At 51.5% G+C, this 20,783-nt stretch carries 22 protein-coding genes; 14 read left to right on the plus strand and 8 right to left on the minus strand.

Annotated features, from left to right (window positions below):
• The first annotated feature begins 138 nt into the window (after positions 1–138).
• From V7676_RS11115 to V7676_RS11125, 3 genes are all read left to right on the plus strand, one after another.
• The gene (locus tag V7676_RS11115) at positions 139–1,653 is read left to right on the plus strand and encodes a PAS domain-containing sensor histidine kinase (RefSeq protein ID WP_335659884.1); all 1,515 of its coding nucleotides are present in this window, start codon (positions 139–141) and stop codon (positions 1,651–1,653) included.
• On the plus strand, positions 1,643–2,284 hold the full coding sequence (locus tag V7676_RS11120; RefSeq protein ID WP_335659777.1) for a response regulator transcription factor: 642 nt from the start codon (positions 1,643–1,645) through the stop codon (positions 2,282–2,284). The genes V7676_RS11115 and V7676_RS11120 overlap by 11 nt, the downstream gene beginning before the upstream one ends.
• A 90-nt stretch (positions 2,285–2,374) precedes the next feature.
• A complete protein-coding gene (locus V7676_RS11125; protein WP_335659778.1) occupies positions 2,375–2,566 on the plus strand; it encodes a hypothetical protein in 192 nt (63 codons plus the stop codon).
• Here the strand turns inward: V7676_RS11125 and V7676_RS11130 are convergent.
• The 3 genes from V7676_RS11130 to V7676_RS11140 all read right to left on the minus strand — a co-directional run bounded on the left by V7676_RS11130 (position 2,563) and on the right by V7676_RS11140 (position 4,702).
• A complete protein-coding gene (locus V7676_RS11130; RefSeq protein ID WP_335659779.1) occupies positions 2,563–3,585 on the minus strand; it encodes a TIGR00341 family protein in 1,023 nt (340 codons plus the stop codon). The two genes, V7676_RS11125 and V7676_RS11130, sit on opposite strands and share 4 nt — an antisense overlap.
• 58 nt (positions 3,586–3,643) lie before the next feature.
• Positions 3,644–4,015: a hypothetical protein gene (locus V7676_RS11135; protein ID WP_335659780.1), complete on the minus strand. Its 372-nt coding sequence runs from the start codon at positions 4,013–4,015 to the stop codon at positions 3,644–3,646.
• A 93-nt stretch (positions 4,016–4,108) separates the two neighbouring features.
• A complete protein-coding gene (locus V7676_RS11140) occupies positions 4,109–4,702 on the minus strand; it encodes a CC0125/CC1285 family lipoprotein (protein WP_335659781.1) in 594 nt (197 codons plus the stop codon).
• Between the two features lie 270 nt (positions 4,703–4,972).
• Here V7676_RS11140 and V7676_RS11145 point away from each other — a divergent pair, with 270 nt between their 5' ends.
• Positions 4,973–5,416 (plus strand): host attachment protein, encoded by a 444-nt coding sequence (locus tag V7676_RS11145; protein WP_335659782.1) that lies wholly within the window; start codon positions 4,973–4,975, stop codon positions 5,414–5,416.
• 77 nt (positions 5,417–5,493) lie between these two features.
• Here the strand turns inward: V7676_RS11145 and V7676_RS11150 are convergent, their stop codons facing one another.
• Complete coding sequence (locus tag V7676_RS11150; RefSeq protein ID WP_335659783.1) at positions 5,494–6,093, minus strand: GNAT family N-acetyltransferase; 600 nt, start codon at positions 6,091–6,093, stop codon at positions 5,494–5,496.
• Positions 6,094–6,193: 100 nt separating this feature from the next.
• Positions 6,194–6,889, minus strand: a complete 696-nt coding sequence (locus V7676_RS11155) for an endonuclease/exonuclease/phosphatase family protein (protein WP_335659784.1) — start codon at positions 6,887–6,889, stop codon at positions 6,194–6,196.
• 212 nt (positions 6,890–7,101) lie between these two features.
• On the opposite strand from V7676_RS11155, the gene V7676_RS11160 reads away from it, so the two are divergent.
• The 3 genes from V7676_RS11160 (at position 7,102) to V7676_RS11170 (ending at position 9,404) form a co-directional block, all read left to right on the plus strand.
• A complete protein-coding gene (locus V7676_RS11160) occupies positions 7,102–7,845 on the plus strand; it encodes a head GIN domain-containing protein (protein ID WP_335659785.1) in 744 nt (247 codons plus the stop codon).
• A gap of 231 nt (positions 7,846–8,076) precedes the next feature.
• Positions 8,077–8,700, plus strand: a complete 624-nt coding sequence (locus V7676_RS11165; protein WP_335659786.1) for a class I SAM-dependent methyltransferase — start codon at positions 8,077–8,079, stop codon at positions 8,698–8,700.
• Positions 8,697–9,404, plus strand: a complete 708-nt coding sequence (locus V7676_RS11170) for a GIN domain-containing protein (protein WP_335659787.1) — start codon at positions 8,697–8,699, stop codon at positions 9,402–9,404. The genes V7676_RS11165 and V7676_RS11170 overlap by 4 nt, the downstream gene beginning before the upstream one ends.
• Before the next feature lie 31 nt (positions 9,405–9,435).
• Here V7676_RS11170 and V7676_RS11175 read toward each other — a convergent pair whose 3' ends face one another.
• Positions 9,436–9,645: a hypothetical protein gene (locus V7676_RS11175; RefSeq protein WP_335659788.1), complete on the minus strand. Its 210-nt coding sequence runs from the start codon at positions 9,643–9,645 to the stop codon at positions 9,436–9,438.
• 193 nt (positions 9,646–9,838) lie between these two features.
• On the opposite strand from V7676_RS11175, the gene V7676_RS11180 reads away from it, so the two are divergent.
• Together V7676_RS11180 and V7676_RS11185 are read left to right on the plus strand one after the other, a co-directional pair.
• Entirely contained in the window at positions 9,839–10,021 is a 183-nt protein-coding gene (locus V7676_RS11180) for a hypothetical protein (protein ID WP_335659789.1), read from the plus strand.
• An 84-nt stretch (positions 10,022–10,105) separates the two neighbouring features.
• Positions 10,106–11,473 (plus strand): PQQ-dependent sugar dehydrogenase, encoded by a 1,368-nt coding sequence (locus V7676_RS11185; protein ID WP_335659790.1) that lies wholly within the window; start codon positions 10,106–10,108, stop codon positions 11,471–11,473.
• 1 nt (position 11,474) lies between these two features.
• Here the strand turns inward: V7676_RS11185 and V7676_RS11190 are convergent, their stop codons facing one another.
• Positions 11,475–12,305, minus strand: a complete 831-nt coding sequence (locus V7676_RS11190; RefSeq protein ID WP_335659791.1) for an ATP-binding protein — start codon at positions 12,303–12,305, stop codon at positions 11,475–11,477.
• A gap of 1 nt (position 12,306) precedes the next feature.
• Positions 12,307–14,058 (minus strand): acyl-CoA dehydrogenase, encoded by a 1,752-nt coding sequence (locus V7676_RS11195; RefSeq protein ID WP_335659792.1) that lies wholly within the window; start codon positions 14,056–14,058, stop codon positions 12,307–12,309.
• A gap of 52 nt (positions 14,059–14,110) precedes the next feature.
• Here V7676_RS11195 and V7676_RS11200 point away from each other — a divergent pair, with 52 nt between their 5' ends.
• The 5 genes from V7676_RS11200 (at position 14,111) to msrA (ending at position 20,779) form a co-directional block, all read left to right on the plus strand.
• Positions 14,111–15,070 carry an L-threonylcarbamoyladenylate synthase gene (locus V7676_RS11200; protein ID WP_335659793.1) on the plus strand — a complete coding sequence of 320 codons (960 nt, stop codon included), beginning with the start codon at positions 14,111–14,113 and terminating at the stop codon, positions 15,068–15,070.
• A 113-nt stretch (positions 15,071–15,183) separates the two neighbouring features.
• Positions 15,184–15,906 carry an aquaporin Z gene (gene aqpZ / locus V7676_RS11205; RefSeq protein WP_335659794.1) on the plus strand — a complete coding sequence of 241 codons (723 nt, stop codon included), beginning with the start codon at positions 15,184–15,186 and terminating at the stop codon, positions 15,904–15,906.
• Positions 15,907–16,046: 140 nt separating this feature from the next.
• On the plus strand, positions 16,047–17,099 hold the full coding sequence (locus V7676_RS11210) for an efflux RND transporter periplasmic adaptor subunit (protein WP_335659796.1): 1,053 nt from the start codon (positions 16,047–16,049) through the stop codon (positions 17,097–17,099).
• A gap of 36 nt (positions 17,100–17,135) precedes the next feature.
• A complete protein-coding gene (locus V7676_RS11215) occupies positions 17,136–20,213 on the plus strand; it encodes an efflux RND transporter permease subunit (protein WP_335659797.1) in 3,078 nt (1,025 codons plus the stop codon).
• Between the two features lie 38 nt (positions 20,214–20,251).
• Positions 20,252–20,779, plus strand: coding sequence for a peptide-methionine (S)-S-oxide reductase MsrA (gene msrA / locus V7676_RS11220; RefSeq protein WP_442955435.1), 528 nt, complete (start codon positions 20,252–20,254; stop codon positions 20,777–20,779).
• The last annotated feature ends 4 nt before the right edge of the window (positions 20,780–20,783 follow it).

Below are 20,783 nucleotides of genomic sequence, written 5' to 3' on the forward strand. Positions count from 1 at the left end.
GTATTTCCCACCCCAGCAATTTGCCGCGTAGCTCTTGCTTTTCTTTGGAGATGGGAATGACCGGAAAATCATGTATTGTTCCATGCAATTAGACCGGTGCATTTTATAAGGACGTTTCTGGATGACCAAAAATTGACCATGGACGCTAACCGTCAGGACTATCTCGAAGCAGTGCTAGCGACTCTTCCGGAATGCGTTGCTATTGTGGACCGCAATTTCCAGCTTATCGACCTGAACAAAGCCGGGCTGAAGATGATAGGTGTGGAACATTTCGATGACCTGCCAGAAGGCGCGCCGATATCGCTGATTTCGCAGCCCTATCGAGATGCCTATCGGGATGCATTGAAAACCGCTCTCAGCGGCGCGAAACAAGAAAAGAACAAGCCGTTCCGGATTGAAATAACCGCTGTCGACGGCACGCACCACTTGATGGATTGTTGCCTCGCACCGCTGGCTGATAAAAATAGCGAGATTAATGCAGCTGTAGTTACCTGCCGGGATGTGTCGGAATGGCAAGATGCTTTGGAGGCAGCGGAACAATCAAGCTCGATCCTGCAAACAATATTGGCCGCAGTACCCGATGCGATGGTGGTGATTGACGAACATGGGCTGATAACCTCCTTCAGCACCGCTGCCGAAAAATTATTCGGTTATAGGGAGGCTGAAATATTGGGTCAGAATGTCAGCATACTGATGCCTTCCCCGCATAAGGAAGCCCATGACGGTTATCTTGAACGCTATCTTCGTACCGGTGAAAAACATATTATCGGTATCGGACGCAAGGTGGAAGGTTGCAAAAAAGACGGCACAATATTCCCGATAAAGCTTGATGTCGGGGAAGCGAAAATTGGTGACCGGTGTCTATTCACAGGCTTTATCGTCGATTTGACGGAGCAACAAAGAACCGCAGCCGAACTGCAATCCTTGCAAGGCGACCTCATGCACGCCTCTCGCCTAAGCGCAGTGGGCAGCTTGGCCTCAGCCCTGGCCCATGAAATTAATCAACCTCTTACCGCCATTGCCAATTATCTTTCCGCTGCACGCGATATGATGGATCAGGGCGTTGAAGGGAATGAGGCGCACCTGCATGAAGCGTTACGAGAAAGCGTTTCGGAAAGCTTGCGCGCGGGCAATATTGTTCGGCGGCTGCGCGAATTTGTCGCTAAGGGAGAGATCAACCGGCAGATATTATCTATCGCCCAACTAGTCGAAGATGCCATGACATTGGGGCTGGTGGGTGCCTATGATAAAGGCATAGTCTGTACGACCAATATTAATCCAGATACCAATCACGTCTTCGCCGACCGGGTGCAGATCCAGCAAGTGATGGTCAACCTGATGCGCAACGCCATAGAGGCGATGGAATTCAGCGCTGAGAAAAAGCTGGAGATCAGCGTTCAATCTATCCCGGACAAGCGCGTGGAAATTGCTATTTCCGACACAGGCAGCGGCATCGATCCGGAAATGGCGGACCAGCTTTTTCATCCCTTTGCGACGACCAAAGGCAGCGGTATGGGGCTTGGCCTTTCAATTTGCCGCACTATAATCGAGGCTCATGAAGGGACGATAAATGCAGAACCAAATCCGCTAGGAGGAACGATTTTTCGGATAATCCTGTTAAAAGCAGCTGAGGAGAAATTAGATGTCGAGTGACCATTTGGTTTATGTTGTGGATGATGACGATGCGGTGCGCCGGTCAGCCGCCTTCATGCTGCGCCATGCCGGGTTTCAGGTCCGGCCTGTGGAATCGGGTGTCGCTTTTCTGAAACTTGCCAAAAATGCTGAGCGCGGGTGCGTGCTGCTGGATGTGCGAATGCCTGAAATGGACGGGCTTGAAGTACAGCAAGAGATGCTGAAACAAGGCATTGATATGCCGATCGTCATCCTTACCGGCCATGGTGATGTCGAAATCGCGGTACAGGCGATGCGGGCAGGAGCGATTAATTTTCTCGAAAAGCCTTATGAAAAAGAAGCGCTGCTTGCCGCAATGGAAGAGGCTTTCGAACGGCTGGATAATAGCAACGTTAAAGAAATGGCATCGGCCGAAGCCAATGTACGGCTCGCCTGTCTGACCGGACGTGAACGGGATGTATTGGACGGACTAATGACCGGATATCCCAACAAGACGATAGCCTATGACCTCGGCATTTCTCCGCGCACAGTCGAGATTTATCGAGCCAATATGATGGAGAAACTGCGCGTTCGGAGCTTAGCAGAAGCCTTGCGGATCGGATTTGCAGCAGAGACCAGCGATATACCGGTCACAAAACCGGTACAGCGTTGACTTCAGTATATCTGCGGATAGCATATTGAGGCACGGGGGAACAAAAGCACTGCGAAGACGTTATTGTCTAAAATGCTGAAGGAACCCCCGATGAACAGGTCTGCACAACAAAACCCCGATCGACCCGATGAATTTCCTGTCCCGCAACCAACCGAAACGCCGCCGCTACAACCGGACCGGATAGATATTCCGGAACCTACGGAAACCCCGCCGCTCCAGCCTGAACCACCGGCCGAGTATCCCCCGGAATTTCCCGCCTCGGATGGCGCAGATTTGAGCTAACGAGGCATAATCGGACCAAAGGCGATCCAGCCGCCGACCAGTCCGATAAACAGCAACAACACAGTCATCCAAAGCGCAAAGATGCCGCCGGTCATACGCCAGTCCTTTGGCGGGAGCCCTTGAACCAGAAACGTGAATATTCCGGCCACGTTGATGCAAACCAAATTGGTGAGGAGCAAAAATAGCGCCTGCGCGCCCAAGACGGGCTGTCCGCTGCCGAAGAACAAACCGGCTGCCGATAATGGCGGTACCAATGCAACAGCAATCATCACGCCGACCAGCGCCAGCGATGCTCCTTGGGTAAATGCCAATACACCAGCGGCGCCCGAAGCCAGCGCCAATGCAATATCAGCGGGCTGCACGATGGTGCGGTTCCGCAGTTCTGCCACCGAGGGGTCTACGGAAATAAACATTCCGAGCAGAAACGTTATCAGGAAAGCGGCTGCAATTCCTACTCCTAAGGTTGTGATGGCCCGCTTTCCCAGTATCTTGTCACCCGTGGTCGAAGCCAAAGCCAAAGCCATGGTCGGGCCGAGCAAAGGCGCAATTACCATGGCCCCGATCACCACCGCCGTCTGGCCACTGCGCATACCAAGCGCTGCGATAACAGCAGAAAGAATGACCGTCAGCAGGTAATTGGGCCGAAGGCGCAGACTATCCTCTATGTCGTCATAAAGTTCATTCGTACTCATCCGCTCTCTGGTAAAAAAAGCTTCCATTTTTGTCGGTGGTTTTTCACCGTCAACCAGCGGTAGGCGGCTTTCTGTTATTTCATCGAGACGGGGGGACAGGGCTTCAATCTCGACCACCATAGCCAAAAAGTCCGGCATGCCGCCAAAATTTTGGTCCAATTCAGTAAAGAGCCGTTCAACATAGCGCTTCTGGACGATACAGGAAAATTTCTCTTTAGGACCGGGGACGGCCTCTTGCCAATACCGTCGGCAATGCCGCTGGATTATAGCTTCTGCCCGAGCAATATGCTCGTCAGAAACAAAAACTTCCACTAGCCTTGCTGACAATTACCCGCCCCCTGACAACCACACTTCCTCTATACTATAAAGTCCATTCCTCGGACCGCTATTCTTCGGTTATTTTAGTCCCGTTCCCGGCCCACATAGCCAGAGCACCGATTGCGAGTCCGGCGCCTGTTGCCGCGATGATGCTAGCAAGGGGACGTTGCTGTACTTCGCTGGCAATAGCTTCTTTTCTTTGCACGCCGACTTCGCGCAAACGTTCGCCGCGTTCGCGCAACAGCTCTCCTTTTTCTTTCAACGTCACCGTTGCTCGTTCGGCATATTGCTTCATCCGTTCCGATGCATCTTCGGCAATTTCGTTCCGCAATGTACGAATATCGCCCTGCAAGCCTTCCAAGTCCTGACGAATGGCGGCGATCTGGCTACGATAGTCATGATCATGCTGGGGGTTGGTCAACGTTGTTTCTTTATTCATCGCTTTTACTCCTTCTTTAATAACGTCTCTCAAAATATAGCGCGCTATCCGCTCTGTCTTTACGTAGTTGCCACAAGGTAGCATACGGAAATATCAATTTTTCGGTAGCTCTATTGTTGGTCCAAGGTCGACCAGAACCTGTCGGGCATTAAATGCCCGCCGGCTATCTTCGGGCATCTTACCCTTGCCCAGTTTAATTTCAGCCTGCGTTTCAAACTTCTCAACCGTTCGGACATCCACATCATAGGTCCAGAACGCATGACCGGCATGAGGGTGCCACATCGTCCAGGAATTCCCGCGATAATAGCGCCAATGCGGTTGCCAATAGAGATAGCCGGACCCATACCAAGGGTCATAGCGCGGAGACCGGTCAACATATGTCCGCCGGTCCCGTTCGGTTCGATGGTCAATGAGCATGAACCAATCATAGCCATTCTCGTTCGTAATCTCGGCTGCACGGTAAAGCAGATAGCCCTCTACCCGGTCGCGCGAGGTAAAAATATTTCCCACAAATTCGACCCGATAATGGTCATCGGCCAAACGCCGGTCCGAATAGCCACCAGAGACTTTCTGCCCATGGAGATTGGGCTGATAGGGCGTGGCAGTCGCGCAGGCGACAAGACCAAGCACCAGAAACAGCCCCATTATTTTAGTAATATGCTGACGGATTACGGGCATAAGTGGCATTATCAGTCTCCCTTGATATTTAATGGTTGGGCCAAATCTCTGGACCAAACCTTCATCAACGCGCGGAATTTGTCTTTACGTATTTACGCGGAGCCCCATCATCTTTGTGGCAAACGCCTCCCTACCTCAGGATTTCCTGTCTCGGTTCCGTAACAATACCTATCGCGAGGAAAGCTGATGTCCTCATAATCGGATAATATCACAGTCCGGTCGGCAACTTGCTTTGCCTTACGCCAGTATCGTCCGGAACATTCAGCTTAGGAGAAAAATATGTTAGTACGTAATGGCAGTTTTATTGTCGCAGTCGATGGATCACGCATGTCGATTTTCCGCAATATCGGAGAAGCCTTTAAACCCTCTCTGGAACTGGTCGAAGAGCATCAAAACCCGAGGTTCAAATCATCGGAATTGGGCGATGACAGAGCTGGTCGCAACGCGCAGAGCAGTAGTCCGCGCAAAGGTGCTTATGAACAGACCGACCTGCATCAGCAGGAGGAAGACCGTTTCAGCCGCGAGGCTGCGGAGCGCATGGAGCTGCTTATGAAGGATAGTACCAACGGCCTGATCCTTGTCGCGGCACCCCGCGCACTGGGTATGATCCGCCAATATATCGGCCCGGCAACAAGCAAGCAATTGTCTGCAGAAATCGCAAAGGACTTTGGTCCCCATGATGCGGAACCGCTCACCAAAATGCTGGAAAAATATGAGGCATGAGTATTTGGCTAAAATCCGGCAATCTAGATTTTAGAGGCCAGATTTTAGCCAAATTTTTCCGCTTAAGTCGTTGGGGCCTAAGGATTGCTCGCCGTCAGATCAAATTCTAGCAACATCAAGGTCGCATCACCAGGACAGCTTTTGGCCGTAAATCCCATTTCGCGTTCCAGTTCGATCGCTGCATGGTTTTGCCGGCTTTCAACGGATTGCAGTTTTTTGATGCCTGATTTTCTGGCTTCCTTTGCGACATATTCAAGCATCGTCCAGCTCATGCCGCGATTTTTATAGTCGCTACGCACGACAATCGCGACTTCAGCGACGGACTTATCGTCATTCGCGCCGAGCATAGCACTGGCGATAATGGTCTTATCATCAATATCGAGAGCGAGGAAATCCTCTTTATGATCATGATCGACATTAATCAGGTAAGATAACATTTCTTTACCCACTTCCGAAATTGACGATAGGAACCGGAAGCGCAAATCATCCTTGCTCACATGCTTGAAAAAAGCCGCAAGTTCTTCTTCATCAGAAGGCGCGACAGGCCGGACATGGAATTCAAACCCGCTCCGCGTGGTTAGCGGAATAGACTTGCTGACAATCAGGTCATGACCGGTTTCTTGCCCTGTTTTCTCAGGCTTGGTCGACAAAGTGGGTTTGGCCGTTTGATTGGACATTTGGGGGCTCCTTGCAGCTAGCATTAAATTGCGAGACAGGGTTGGACCTATCGCATTCAGGGCCTCGGCTAGCTATCCGTAATGCTCCGTATGCCGCCCGCTATGCTTTGGAAAATTGCGCCCAAACTGGCAGATGATCCGATGCCTTGCGCGCCGAGGCACTGTCATGGACGCCGCCCTCTATGACCTTTAGCTGATCGCAATGCATGATCCGGTCAAGACTGGCTATCGGTCCGCGCGAGTGGAAGCTACGGCCGCATTCAACGAGATTATAGACCCGTCCAAAATCATTCAAACATCCACCTGATGCGCTCCATTCATTCAGATCGCCCATTAAAATCGTCGATCTGTCCTGCCCATGTTGCTGCGCCAGCTTCACGATGGCGGCTGCTTGGCGTCGGCGCCACAAACCCGATAAATCGAGATGCATGCCGAATATCGTGAGATCGAGGCCATGAACCTCTATCTGCGCCATGACGGCACCGCGCGGTTCCAGATAAGGAATGTGAAATACGTCATGGGCCACTATTCGTGCCGATTTATGCGCCAATATCGCGTTACCGTGCCAGCCCATGGAATCGGTTTGTACGTCAAGAGGTATGGCACGATAATCGCTATATTGTTCAAGTAACAGCGATGGGATTGCTGCCGCCCGTGCGCCGAAGCGGCGATCTGCTTCCTGTAATGTGATGATGTCCGCATTAATCTCGTTAAGCACTTCGATGATCCGGCCGGGATTGCGTCTCCGGTCGGTTCCGACAGCCTTGTGAATATTGTAACTGGCAACCTTGAGCATCAAAAAGTCTGTAATTATCCTGTGCTGAACCTATTTGCCCGGTTTCGATATTTCGGGGTCACACCCAAACTAGAGATAAGCATAAATCATGCAATCATATTCGATCCCGTTGCACTCCTGTCTTAATGTCAGAAAATTCCAACATCAACTGAACTGTTGCTAACAGGCCCTCCATACTGTATTATTTATACAATACACATTGGAGGATATTTATGAAAAAGCTATTATACATCATTCCCTTTCTCGCCCTCGCAGCCTGTGAAGGGTCGATTGCCAGTGCCGTCGACAATGTAGGAAAGAGTAGTTTTCCCGATGGTATTGAAATTGGTTCGACAAACACAAATCCCGGCGAATTTGAAGGCCTGACACTGGCTGGGCCCGATAATATCATCTTCACCACCGGCCAGGAATATACGATCCGTGCAGAAGGCGATGCCGATGTTTTGGAACAATTGCGCTACAAAAATAGCAACGGGCAACTAAAAATAGGGCGCGAAAATGAAGGGAAGATTTGGAGTGGAAGTTCCGGTTCAGCGATTATCTATGTCAGCGCGCCATCCCTAAAAAACGCAAAACTCGCGGGATCAGGCAATATGACAGTCGAGAGAATGGATAGCGAAGCAGCCAGCTTAAGTGTTACGGGATCCGGCAACATGACCATTTCCGAAGTAGCGACCGCATCGCTCAGTGCAAAAATTGCCGGTTCGGGAGATCTCAAAATGGCCGGAACCGCTAAACAAGCAACAATTTCACTGGCCGGTTCCGGCAATGTCAGCAGCAAAGAATTAAGTGCTGCGACCGCCGCCATAAAAATTGCCGGTAGCGGAGACGTGGTTTTGTCATCGGACGGTACCGTTGATGCCAAGATCGTTGGGTCAGGCGATATCCGCATTCATGGCGATGCGAGATGCAAAACCAAAATCGTTGGATCGGGTAATGTAACCTGCAGCCAGTAATTTGATGGTCTTTACGATCATCTGATTTCGCTTTCCTACTTGAATTATCTTCTGCTAGCCTGATGCCAAGAATTTGAGGGGCGATGGTCATGTTAGGACAAGACGATCAAAATATATATGCGGCAGATTGGAGGGCCGGAAAGCTATCCCAGCAATCTCGCCCAAAAGAGGCTGTGATTTGTGTGAATTTTGGACCAGTTTTTTGGCCGTTTTCGGGAAGGATGCTGCCCTATGCCTAATCCTTGGAACAAATATGTCGTTCCCCGACTGATAAAATTTGCCTGCTCACAACCAGAAGTGATGAAGGATCGCAGCAAGATTGTTCCCAAAGCGCAGGGCCAAGTGCTAGAGCTCGGCTGCGGCGGCGGCATCAACCTGCAATTTTATGACCGTGTAAAAGTCGATAAGCTGACGGGGCTCGATCCTTCCGCAGAATTGCTCGACTATACGCGCAGCGAAGCCAAAGCGCTCGGGTTTGAAATGGATATATTGAACGGTATTGGTGAAGCCATGCCCTTTGACAACGACAGTTTTGATACGGTGCTCACAACATTTACTCTTTGTTCGGTTCAGGATGGTAAGCAGGTATTGAACGAAATGCGGCGGGTTTTGAAACCGGGCGGCAAGATTCTGTTTTTGGAACATGGCCGCGCGCCCGACAGAGGCCCGGAAAAATGGCAAGAGCGGATTGAACCCGTGTGGAAACATATTGCAGGCGGTTGTCACCTCCACCGTCCTGTATCGAAAACATTTGAAGCAGAAGGCTTCGCATTACGAGATAATGATGGGCATTATGCCCCGAAAACACCCCGATGGCTGGGATGGATGGAATTTGGAGAAGCAAGACCGTTATGAAAAACCTTTATGTCATATTGCTATTTATTTTTGCGGCAATCCACGCGCCCGCACAGGCGGCGGAGCGCAAGTTTACCATTTCCAGCTTTGAAGATGTCCGCATTATCGGCAGCATCAACGTGTTCATATCCACCGACCGCGGCGTATCTGCCAGTGCAGAAGCGGCCAATAGAGAGATATTGGACCGGGTCTCGCTGCGTAAAAACGGCAGCCAGTTGATCATATCGGTACAACCAAAAGCGGGAGATGATAGTCGTTTTTCCAAGGAGGAACCGGTGACAGTCACGCTTAGCAGCCATCTTATCAATAGCGTGACCCATTCGGGGTCAGGCACCGTTTCTTTGGACAAGCTGGGAGGCCGCGATCCACGGGTGCGCTTGTCTGGATTCGGGGTTTTGACGATAAATGATGTCGATAGCGACACGTTGAACATCGCGATGAATGGCGGCGGTCAGATCGTCATTGCCGGGAAGGCCAAGAAAGGCCGGATTGAACTGCTCGGCTCCAGTATGCTGGATGGTTCGGGCTTGAAACTGGGAACTCTGGACCTTGTTCAACGCGGACCGGCCAGCAGTCATGTCTTTGTCGAAAAAGAAGCCACGATTTCAAACAGCGGCACCGGCATGATCCAGATAGACGGCAAACCCAATTGCAGCGTGAAATCGGGCGGCACAGCGCAAATTATCTGCAACCCGAAACGATAGACTGAACAGAAATATATTTTATATCAGTGGGTTAATGTACCGTGCCGATAGATTGGTCGATCGATAGAAAGACGCAGAGGCGTTCGACCTGCCGCCATTTACAATAGTGGATATGATTGCCCACGGCGCGGCTTTTATCAGCCCGGTTCGCAGCTTCCAGACCAGCTTCTTCACCAAAATTGGAGATCAGCTGTTCGGCATCGAAGAAATTGGTGGAGTCTATAAATACGGGTAATTGCACAACAGGCTCCTATGTTAGAAAGTGACGCTAGGCGGTCACGCTCGTTAGGGAGATTGTTAAAGAGCAGGAATGGAAATTCCGTCAAAGGCGATGGTGAACAAAAGCTTATTCTTTGTGCCAGAGACAGTTCTGGTCAAGCCTATCGGGCCGTGGCATTGCACCGAATCGCAACAATGATCGAACAAGGACCAATATGACAAAAGGCCAAACCCCCAAAAAAGGATCGAACAAAAGCGCCGGTGGCATTTTTCTCGCGGCCGGTTGTTTAATTGGAGCCATAGGCGGCGGTATGCTGGGACAGCCTTCCATCGGATTTCTCGCCGGATTGGCAGCAGGTGGCCTAATCGCTCTTGCTATCTGGTATTTTGACCTCTGAACCGGCGTTCCTGCAAATTTGCCTGACAAACGCCATGCTAATCGCGTGCTTGTCATAATAGGCTGGGTTTCCTATTACTGTTAAATGCTAAAACATATTCGCAATGTCACCATATTAGTCATCCTGATCGCCATTGGTGCAGGCTATTATTTCACCCGCGGCGATGACGCCCGATTGCCATTAGAGGCAACCACCGGTGTGAAGCCGACGATGACCGATGTCCGGAAAGAGAATTTTCCGACCATTAACATCGCGGAAGCCAGTCCCTGGACTGCCGGCGAAGGCCCCGTGGCCGCAGAAGGGCTGACCGTCGAACGTTTTGCAGAAGGGCTCGACCATCCGCGCTCTATGTTGCGTCTGCCCAATGGCGACATATTGGTTGCGGAAACCAACAGCCCCCCCCGGACCAATAGCGGTATCGAAGGCTGGATCATGCGCAACCTGATGAGCAAGGCCGGTGCTGGCACAGCATCTGCCAACCGGATCAGCTTACTGCGTGATAGCGATGCGGACGGCAAGGTGGATGAAACATTCGCACTGCTTGAAAATCTCAACTCCCCATTTGGCATGGCGCTGATCGAAGACACGCTTTATGTCGCCAATACCAATGAGATTCTGGCCTATCCTTTTGCTGTCGGTGACACAAAAATCGCCGCAGAGGGGCGCAAGGTCGCCAACCTCAATGCACAGGCACCGAATAACCATTGGACCCGCAATCTGGTCGCTAGTCCTGATGGTAAATATCTCTTCGTTGCTGTTGGCTCCAACAGTAATATCCGTGAAAACGGGATAGAGACCGAGAAAGAGCGCGCCGCTGTCCTGCAGGTTGAATTGGCGACCAACGAAAAAATTATCTATTCGGATGGCATGCGCAATCCCGTCGGCCTCGCCTATGAACCGGTTTCCGGCAAGCTTTGGACCGTCGTCAACGAGCGTGATATGCTTGGCAGCGATATGGTACCGGATTATCTGACCGAGGTTGTATTTGCCTCCCATTACGGTTGGCCATGGCATTTTTGGCGCGGGCATGTCGATCCCCGCGTAGAACCGAAAAACCTTGATCATCGTCAATATGAACGGCGTCCAGATTACGGCCTCGGTGCCCATGTAGCACCTTTAGGCTTAGCATTTTCGAACGGTGAGGCTTTGGGTGCGCCCTTTGACAGCGGCGCGATTATCGCAAGGCATGGCTCTTGGAATCGGCAACCGTTATCCGGCTATGACGTCGTCTATGTTGATTTCAATGCCAAAGGAAAACCGCAAGGCAAACCGCAGACGGTCTTGAGCGGTTTTGTCGATGATGACAAAAAAGCACGCGGTCGGCCTGCGATGGTCGCCTTTGACCAGACGGGCGCACTGTTAGTGAGCGATGATGTTGGCGGCATAATCTGGCGTGTATCGAAGGCTGGAGCAAAAAAGGCGGCGCCAAAAACAAAAGCGCCGACCAAATAGTCTAGGCTAGCGACTTTCCGGCACGCCCGGCTAACTCGACAATATATTGCCAAGCGACGCGTCCCGACCGACCGCTTCGTTGCTTGGCCCAAAGAAGCGCATCTTCGCTTTCAAACGCCAGCCCATAAAAATCTGCATAGCGATTGATCATAGCCAGATAGTCATCCTGTGACGCCGCGTGGAAGCCTAGCCGTAAACCAAAGCGGTCCGACAATGCCAGCTTGTCATCAACCACATCGCGGGGATTGATCGGATCATGCTGCTCGGACATTTGGCGCGGCACAATATGCCGCCGGTTCGACGTCACATATAGCCGCACATTTTCCGGCCGCGCCGCCGCGCCGCCTTCTAATATAGAACGCAATAAACGCGGTGCAGCACTGTCTTCGTCAAATCCGATATCATCAATAAATACGATAAAAGCCCGATCGGATTTACCCAGAATCGCAAAAAGATCGGGCAAGTTTGCCAGCATATCGGCATTTGCCTCGACAATCGCAATATTCATGTCGGTCGTTTGCAATTCCCCAACAACCGCCTTGGCAAGGGCCGATTTACCCATGCCGCGAGAGCCCCAAAGCAATACATCATGGGCCGCGAAACCATTGGCCAGGCGTTTGCTATTCTCAAGCAACTGGGCTTTCTGGTTATCAATCCCGGTCAGCATATCCAGCCCGATCGGGACGAAACCGTCAATCGCCTCTATGGCTTTCCCAGTCCAATGAAAAGCCGCTCCACTATGTATATCTGTGGAGGTTGAAGGAATAGGCGATAAACGCTCCAGAGCAGCTGCAATCCGTTGGAGCGCAGCTATGGTCTCTTCATCCACCATATCAGGCGACCAGCTCTTCACTGTTGAGGCGATACAGAATATCCGCACCTGCCATTGCAGCCGCTTTCAGGCCCATAGCTTCGGGGACGAGATGATCCAGATAATAGCGGGTCGTCACCAGCTTCGCTTTCAGGAATGGATCATTGCCATCTGCAAGCTCTGTCTCGGCAATGCGCTCCTGCTTTTTCATCAGCATCGCGCATGTCGCGGTCGCCATCATGGTCATGAACGCATAGCTGCCGGCCAGCCGGTCATCTAGCGAAGCCTCGCCGCCTGCCATCCATTTTGCAATGTCTTCAACTGCTATGGCGAGCGTCATCAACCCGTCTTCATCTTTCGCCTCTACCTTAATGTCGGCAATCAGCGCCATCAGCGCATCGCCACCGTCGAGACCAAGCTTCCGGCCAACAAGATCTGCCGCTTGAATGCCGTTAGTGCCTTCGTAAATCGGCGCGATACGCGCATCGCGGAAATGCTGGGCCGCTCCGGTTTCTTCGATGAAGCCCATGCCGCCGTGCACTTGCACACCCAATGAGGCAACTTCATTGCCAATGTCCGTGCCATATCCTTTGATCAGTGGTGTCAAGACTTCCGCGCGTGATTTCGCGCCTTCTATGCCCAAACTGGCTCCATCCACATGCGATGTGGCATAATAAAGCAATGCCCGCGCTGCTTGCGTCAGCGCCTTGCTGCGCAAGATCATGCGGCGAACATCAGGATGCTCGATAATCGCAACGGATTCTTTGCTGCCGCTGCCAGCCCGCGCGGACTGAATCCGGTCGGTCGCATATTGAATGGCCAATTGTGTAGCGCGTTCGGCAATCTGAACGCCTTGCGAGCCTACATTGATGCGCGCGTTATTCATCATCGTGAACATGGCTATCATGCCGCCAAATTCGCCGCCGATCATCTCGCCGATGCATTCATTACTTTCACCATATCCCATAACACAAGTCGGAGACGCGTGAATGCCGAGCTTATGTTCAATCGACACACAGGTCACATCATTGGGCGCAGCAGGATTGCCGTCAACATCCAGATGGAATTTGGGAACGATGAACAAGGATATACCGCGCGTCCCCTCTGGCGCTCCCGGTGTGCGGGCCAATACCAGATGGATGATGTTATCGGTCAGGTCATGCTCGCCAAAGGTAATGAATATCTTCTGGCCTTTAATCTTATATTTTCCGGCATGTTTACCTGCGGTAATCGGTTCGGCAGTGGAACGCAGTGCACCGACATCGGAACCGGCCTGTGGTTCGGTCAGATTCATCGTTCCGGTCCATTCACCGGAGATCAGCTTGGCCAAATAGGTGTCTTTCTGATCATCACTGCCATGAGCATGAATTGCTTCAACCGCGCCAAAGCTAAGCATCGGGCATAGAGTGAAAGCGAAATTAGCTGCTCCGCAAGTTTCCAGAATTAGAGCTGACAATGAATAGGGTAACCCCTGTCCGCCAAATTCCTCTGGACCATCTATCGATGCCCAGCCACCTTCGACGAATCGGCTATAGGCTTCCTTAAAACCCGAAGGCATCGTCACTCTGCCATCATTCCATTTGGCACCCACTGTATCGCCGGTGCGATTTATCGGAGCAAATTCTCCAGCCGCAAATTGGCCTATACCTTTCACAATCGCTTCCACCATATCCTCACTGGCACCGGCAAAGCGTTCATGCTCAGCAAGCGCGCCAATATTGGCGATATGTTTCAGGATAAAATATTGTTCTCTGCTGGGCGCTGTAAAGCTCATCTTGAATCTATCCGCTATTGCTTGCTATCTCGCTGGGCTATAGCGCCCTATCATGTCCCGCTCAAATAATCATATTGAAGATAATAGGCAACGCTACGGCAAGCAGGCAATAATCGCCGCTGCCGAAAGATTACAATCGGGTGGACTCGTCGCCGTGCCCACCGAAACCGTCTATGGTTTGGCTGCCGATTCGACCAATATCAGCGCGATAGCGGACATCTATCGAACGAAGGGGCGTCCCGACTTTAATCCTCTTATTGTTCATGTCCCCGATATGGCCGCCGCCCGTCAATTAGGTGTCTTCGAAGATTTAGCCACTCTGTTCGCAAGAAAATTTTGGCCAGGTCCATTAACTCTGGTCGTCCCGAAAACATCCGACTGCCCGGTTGCACCAGCAGTAACGGCTGGCCTTGAAACCATCGCCTTGCGTTGTCCGGCCCATCCTTTGATGCAAGAACTACTCGAAGCATCAGGGCTTTTCCTCGCCGCGCCCTCAGCAAATAAAAGCGGCGGTATCAGCCCCACAACAGCGCAACATGTCAAACACAGTCTAGCGGACAAAGCGCCGATGATATTGGACGGCGGCCCCAGCACTAGTGGTATAGAATCAACCATTATCGCTATAAGGGGTGACGATTACCAGATTCTGCGCCCCGGTCCGATCACAGCCGAAGCCCTGCAAAATTGCGCTGGAAAGAAACCGATTATTCAACAAGATAGCGGGATAGAATCCCCGGGACAATTGGCCAGCCACTACGCCCCGTCAAAGCCCGTGCGCCTGAATGCAACAACTGCCGGGCCAGAGGAATATCATATCGGCTTCGGCGCAATCCGCGGTGAGACAAGCCTGTCAGCACAAGGCGACCTTGCAGAAGCTGCGACAAATTTATTTGCTGCCCTGCATATCGCAGATGCTAGCGTTCACCCACGCATCGCTGTGGCGCCGATCCCCGTTAATGCTATCGGCACAGCTATAAATGACCGGCTCATCCGCGCCGCCCAACACAAGTAGGGACGCTTTGCATAGATTTACATCAACAAATTTGGTGAATTGAACAACTTGGTTTAGATTATTACAGTGCAGTCAAGTGGAGGCTGCTTACATTTCTTGAGGGAGACAAGAATATGACAGCTGTTCAAAAATCACTGGCAGAGTTTCTCGGCACATTTTGGCTTGTATTTGGCGGGTGCGGAAGCGCGGTTATCGCCGCCGGCTTTCCCGATGTAGGCATCGGCCTATTGGGCGTCGCGCTCGCTTTTGGCCTAACTGTCCTTACCATGGCTTATGCCATCGGACATATTAGCGGCTGTCATCTTAATCCCGCTGTCACTATCGGCCTGTGGGCAGGCGGACGCTTCCCGGCCAAGGAAATTCCGGTCTATATTGCCGCTCAAGTGCTCGGCGCAATTGCCGCAGCAGTAGTTTTATACCTGATTGCAAGCGGAAATCCGGATTATGACCTCGCGATCAACGGTCTAGCAGCCAATGGTGTAGGTGACAAATCCCCGGGTGGATATGCCATAGGTGCTGGCATTGCGATCGAGATTTTGCTGACCTTCTTTTTCCTGATGATCATATTAGGTGCAACGGACGGACGCGCACCTGCGGGTTTTGCGCCACTGGCGATTGGCCTTGGGCTAACACTGATCCACTTGATCAGTATTCCAGTTACCAATACTTCAGTAAATCCGGCTCGAAGTACCGGCCCTGCGCTGATCGAAGGCGGAATAGCCCTTTCGCAGCTCTGGATATTCTGGATAGCCCCGATTATCGGCGCCATATTGGCGGGCATCGTTTACAAGGTTATCGGAGGTGGTGGCCAGGATATTATCGGCACCGAAGGCTGAATTTATCGGCCACAGGAATAGAAAAAGCAAAAGGGCCGATCCTATGATCCAACCCTTTTTCTATATTATCTGCATTTTTTATTGGTCAGCACCGTTTAGCGACTTATGAGGGAGGTAAGGGGGAGGTCAACTGCACGGATATGGCATTATATAGTCAAAAGTCGCTGGCGTTAATTGGAACAATATTATTGCTGGGATGCGGCGAAGCCAAAAGTGATCAACCGCAAAAAGCGCGTGACCCAATTGCGGCAGCTACGGTTATTGTCCATGCAGCAAGCCAAAACGAAACTATTACGTCCGCTGGCACCATACGCTTGCGCCGTGAAACGGAATTGGGGTTCACAACGTCAGGGAAAGTCGCCTCCGTCAGATATGAAGAGGGTGACCGAGTAAAACGCGGAATGCTTTTGGCTGCGCTTGACGCCAGCAGTGTTTCTGCGGATCTAGAATCCGCAAAAGCGGAACACGACCGTGCTGAAGCTGAATTTGAAAGGATGCAGACGCTTTATACCGATGGTTGGGTCACCAAATCGCGGTTGGAACAATCTGAAGCTGCGATGCGTGCCGCCAAGGCACGGGTCAGCTCCAGCGGCTTTGCAAGCCGAACCGCACAAATTCAGGCCCCAAGCAACGGCATTATCCTCAGCCGAAATATTGATACCGGCCAGATTGTGACTGCAGGAACCACTGTCATGGTTCTCGGCGAAACGGACAAAGGCTTTGTACTCAAGGTGCCACTGACCGATGCCGATGCAGCCCGCATTCGCGTGGGTATGCGCGCCAAGGTCACTGTCTCTGCAATATCAAGCGAACCGTTCGAAGCTGTGGTGAGTGAAAAAGACGGCCGTGCAGACGAACTAACGGGAACGTTTGAAGTAAGCTTTCTGTTACCTGCCAATGACAAACTGCGTTCTGGACAACTGGGAACAGTCGATATTGAAGTGGCGCGCGGCAATGACGGCGCGATTGCAGTACCCGCGACCGCTATCTTTGGTGTGCGATCAGGCGAAGGACTGGTTTTTGTCGTCGATGACAAAAAACGGGTAAAGCAACGCAATGTCGTGATTGGTAAACTCACCGATGATAGCCTGGAAATTGCAGCGGGACTGGAAGATGGCGATATTATTGTCACCCGCGGCGTTGAAAAGCTGCGAGACGGTGATCGTATAAAACCGATCCGTGCGGCGAAATGATCGCGGTAATAATCTGGTGCGAGAATTTCGAATAGGATGCTTGCAGAATTCTTCATAAAGCGCTGGCAATTAACCTTGGTGATGTTTCTGCTCCTCGCAGTGCTGGGTATTAATTCGCTTTTGAACATTACGCGGGCGGTTGATTCCCATTTCCCAATTCCGGTTGTTAATATTATCGCAGTCCAACCCGGTGCCGACGCACAGGACATGGAAGAGACAGTCGCAAAGCCGATTGAAGACGTCGTGCAAGGACTGGATGATGTTGTCGAGGTTGAGTCGACTAGCACCGACGGAGGCACGATCATCAATGTGGAATTTAGCAACTGGTCCGGCGATGTTGATGGCTATTTTGATGATGTCGTTCGTGAAGTTTCCGCCATTCGCGATCAACTGCCCGATAATCTCCAACGGCTCGAATTTCTAAAGGTTCGCACAACCGAGGCAGCTGTAGTGCAATTGGCGCTCGTCAGCGAGAATGCTTCGTGGCGAAGGATGGAAAAATATGCCGACGATCTGTCAGACAATCTGAGCCGCTACACCGGTGTCCGTGAAGCGAAAATATTTGGATTGCCGCAACCGGAAGTCAGTGTGGAGATTGATCCAGCACGATTGTCCGAATTAAAAGTTCCGCCAAGTGCCGTTGCAGATGCGCTGCGTCGGGGTGGTGTGGAACTTGCCGGCGGAGCGGTACAGAGTGGTGGACGCAGATTAAATGTCGAGGCCGGCGGTGCGTTTCGCAATCTAGATGACATAAAAGCCTTGCCGCTGCGCGCATCCGGTGGAGCGCTGCTCATCATCGACGATGTGGCTGACGTCAAATGGGGTGCTGCGGAACAGATTTATCGGACGCGGCATAACGGCAAACGGGCGATATTTATAACAGCGACGCAAAAGGACGGCGTCGATGTCACAAGGCTGAAGGCCCTGTTGGATGTCGAGTTACAAAAACAACAAAGTATACTACCCTCGGATATTCAGCTAGTGGAACAATTTGACCAGAGCCGCGATGTTAAAAAGCGCTTGAGCGAGTTGACTCGAGATTTTTCCATAGCCATCGGTCTGGTCATTTTCACCTTACTACCACTAGGGCCACGCGCTTCAGGTATCGTAATGATTTCCATTCCGCTTTCTTTGGCATCCGGGCTGTTGGTTATTTATGCCATGGGGTATAATCTTAATCAGTTGGCAATTGCCGGTTTTATCGTTTCTCTGGGCCTTTTGGTAGATGACTCTATTGTCGTAACAGAAAATATTGCGCGCCATTTGCGTATGGGGAAAACCCGTTTTCAGGCCGCGATTGATGCGAGTCTGGAAATACGGGCAGCGGTAATCGGTTCGACGCTGGTACTGGTATTTGCTTTTGCACCCTTGCTGTTTTTGCCTAGCGGTGCAGGTGCATATACCCAATCCTTTTTCGTTGCGATCATGGCAACGGTATCGGCATCCCTGATCATTTCACTTACGCTCATCCCGTTTCTGGCCAGCCGTATGCTTCGCCGCGACGAAGATCCGGAAGGAAATGCCGCGCTGCAGTGGCTTAATAATAAGATCCAGACATTTTACCGCCCATGGCTTCATAAGGCATTGGGCGCGCCGTGGAAAACTGTCGTCATCGCGTTGGTGTTGTGCCTGTCTGCTTTTGCGCTGATACCGTCGATGGGTTTTTCCTTGTTTCCCTTTGCCGACGCCCCCTATTTCCGTGTCTCGGTAGAAACCGAGCAAGGCAGCAGCCTCGATCAAACCGATATAGCCGTAAAGGAAGTAACCAAAATATTGGAAGGGGAGCCAAGCATCAAGGTGCGGGCGGAAAATATTGGCAATGGCAATCCACAGGTTTTCTATAATATCGGTCCCCGGGCGGAGCGCACCAATTATGGAGAAGTGCTTGCCGTTCTGGATGAATGGGACGCAAAGGACGGGCCTGAACTTGTCGGGCGTCTGAGACCCCAATTTGACCAGATCGCTGGCGCACGGGTAAAGTTGGAGCTCTTCCAAAATGGTGCGCCTATTGAAGCGCCCATAGTGATCCGTATTACCGGTTCAGAGCTGGACGAGTTAAAAGACCTCGCGGGTAAAGTAGCCAACATATTGCGCGATACCGAAGGTGCAAGGGACGTAAAAAACCCGATTGCCAACGACAAAATTGATCTTGATATCGGGCTGGATGAACGCAAGGCGGCATTGTTGAATATACCCGCTGGCGAAGCGCGCCGCGCTATCCGACTTGCGCTTAGCGGCGAGCGGGCGGCAAATTTCCGCGATTCAGAAGGGGATAATTATCCAGTCACGGTCCGATTACCGCTCAAAGGCTCCCACCCGATTTCGGCACTCGACGATATTTATCTCGCCACCCGCAACGGCGATCCTATACCTCTGTCACAAGTTAGTAATCCAAAGCTGACCAATGTACCGCCGCAAATCCAGCGCTATCAGTTGGAGCGGTCTGTTTCCGTAACAGCGCAGGTGGATTACGGGGCCGTGCCAGCAACCATAACCGACAAGGCTCTCGAAAAGTTGAGTAAAATTAAGCTGCCGGATGGATATAATCTTTCAGTGGGCGGGGAGAGTGAAGCAATTGGTGAAACTTTTGGCAATTTCGGACCGATTATCGCTGCAGCATTATTGCTCATTTTTGGTGTTTTAGTCGCAGAATTCCGGAGGTTCCGAGAAACAATAGTTGTCGCCGGTGTCATCCCGCTCGGTACATTTGGTGGCATTATCGCGCTATACGTAACGGGCAATAGTCTGGGTTTCATGGCGATTATCGGTTTTATCGCCCTTATCGGGATTGAGATTAAAAATTCGATATTGTTAGTGGATTTCACAACCCAGTTGCGTGACCGCGGCATGCCGATAAGGGAAGCTATTGAAGAAGCAGGCGAAGTACGCTTCTTGCCCGTATTGCTAACGTCCGTGACCGCAATTGGAGGATTAATGCCACTGGCGATACTTGGCGGAGCACTTTATGCGCCGGTTGCAATCATCATTATCGGAGGTTTAATTAGTTCAACCTTGCTTTCCCGCATTGTCACCCCAGCTATGTACTGGTTGATTGCACGCCGAGATGTCGAACTGAATGAAGAGAAAAAAAGGACAAAGGCGCCCCCCCCTTGACTGAATAGCCCCAGCCCTAGAAGGAGTATATGATGACTATGCAGGAAGCAATTTTCGCAGGCGGCTGTTTCTGGTGCACAGAAGCGGTATTCAACGACATTGCTGGTGTGCAAAGCGTCGAAAGTGGCTATATTGGCGGTAGCAATGCTGATCCAACCTATCGACAAGTCTGCTCAGGCACCACCGGCCACGCAGAAGCCATCAAAATCGGCTTTGATCCAGATGTTGTCAGCTATGACGACTTACTCGACATTTTTTTTGCGACCCATGACCCAACCCAGTTAAACCGGCAGGGCAATGACATCGGCACCCAATATCGATCCGCTATATTTCCCTTGGATGAAGAGCAGCGCGCAGCAGCCACTGCGGGTATCCTACGGGCTGACGTAGGCCGGTCGGAACCCCTGGTAACCACGATAGAAGGGCCAGCCACTTGGTATGTAGCAGAAGATTATCACCAGCAATATTGGGCGGATGAAGGACGTAGTAATCCATATTGCGTTGCAACAATTCCTCAAAAGTTGCAGAAGCTACGGACCAGTTTCGCAGATAAATTGAAGGATTAAGGCC

The organism is Parasphingorhabdus sp. (assembly GCF_036963805.1).
Lineage (GTDB): Bacteria > Pseudomonadota > Alphaproteobacteria > Sphingomonadales > Sphingomonadaceae > Parasphingorhabdus.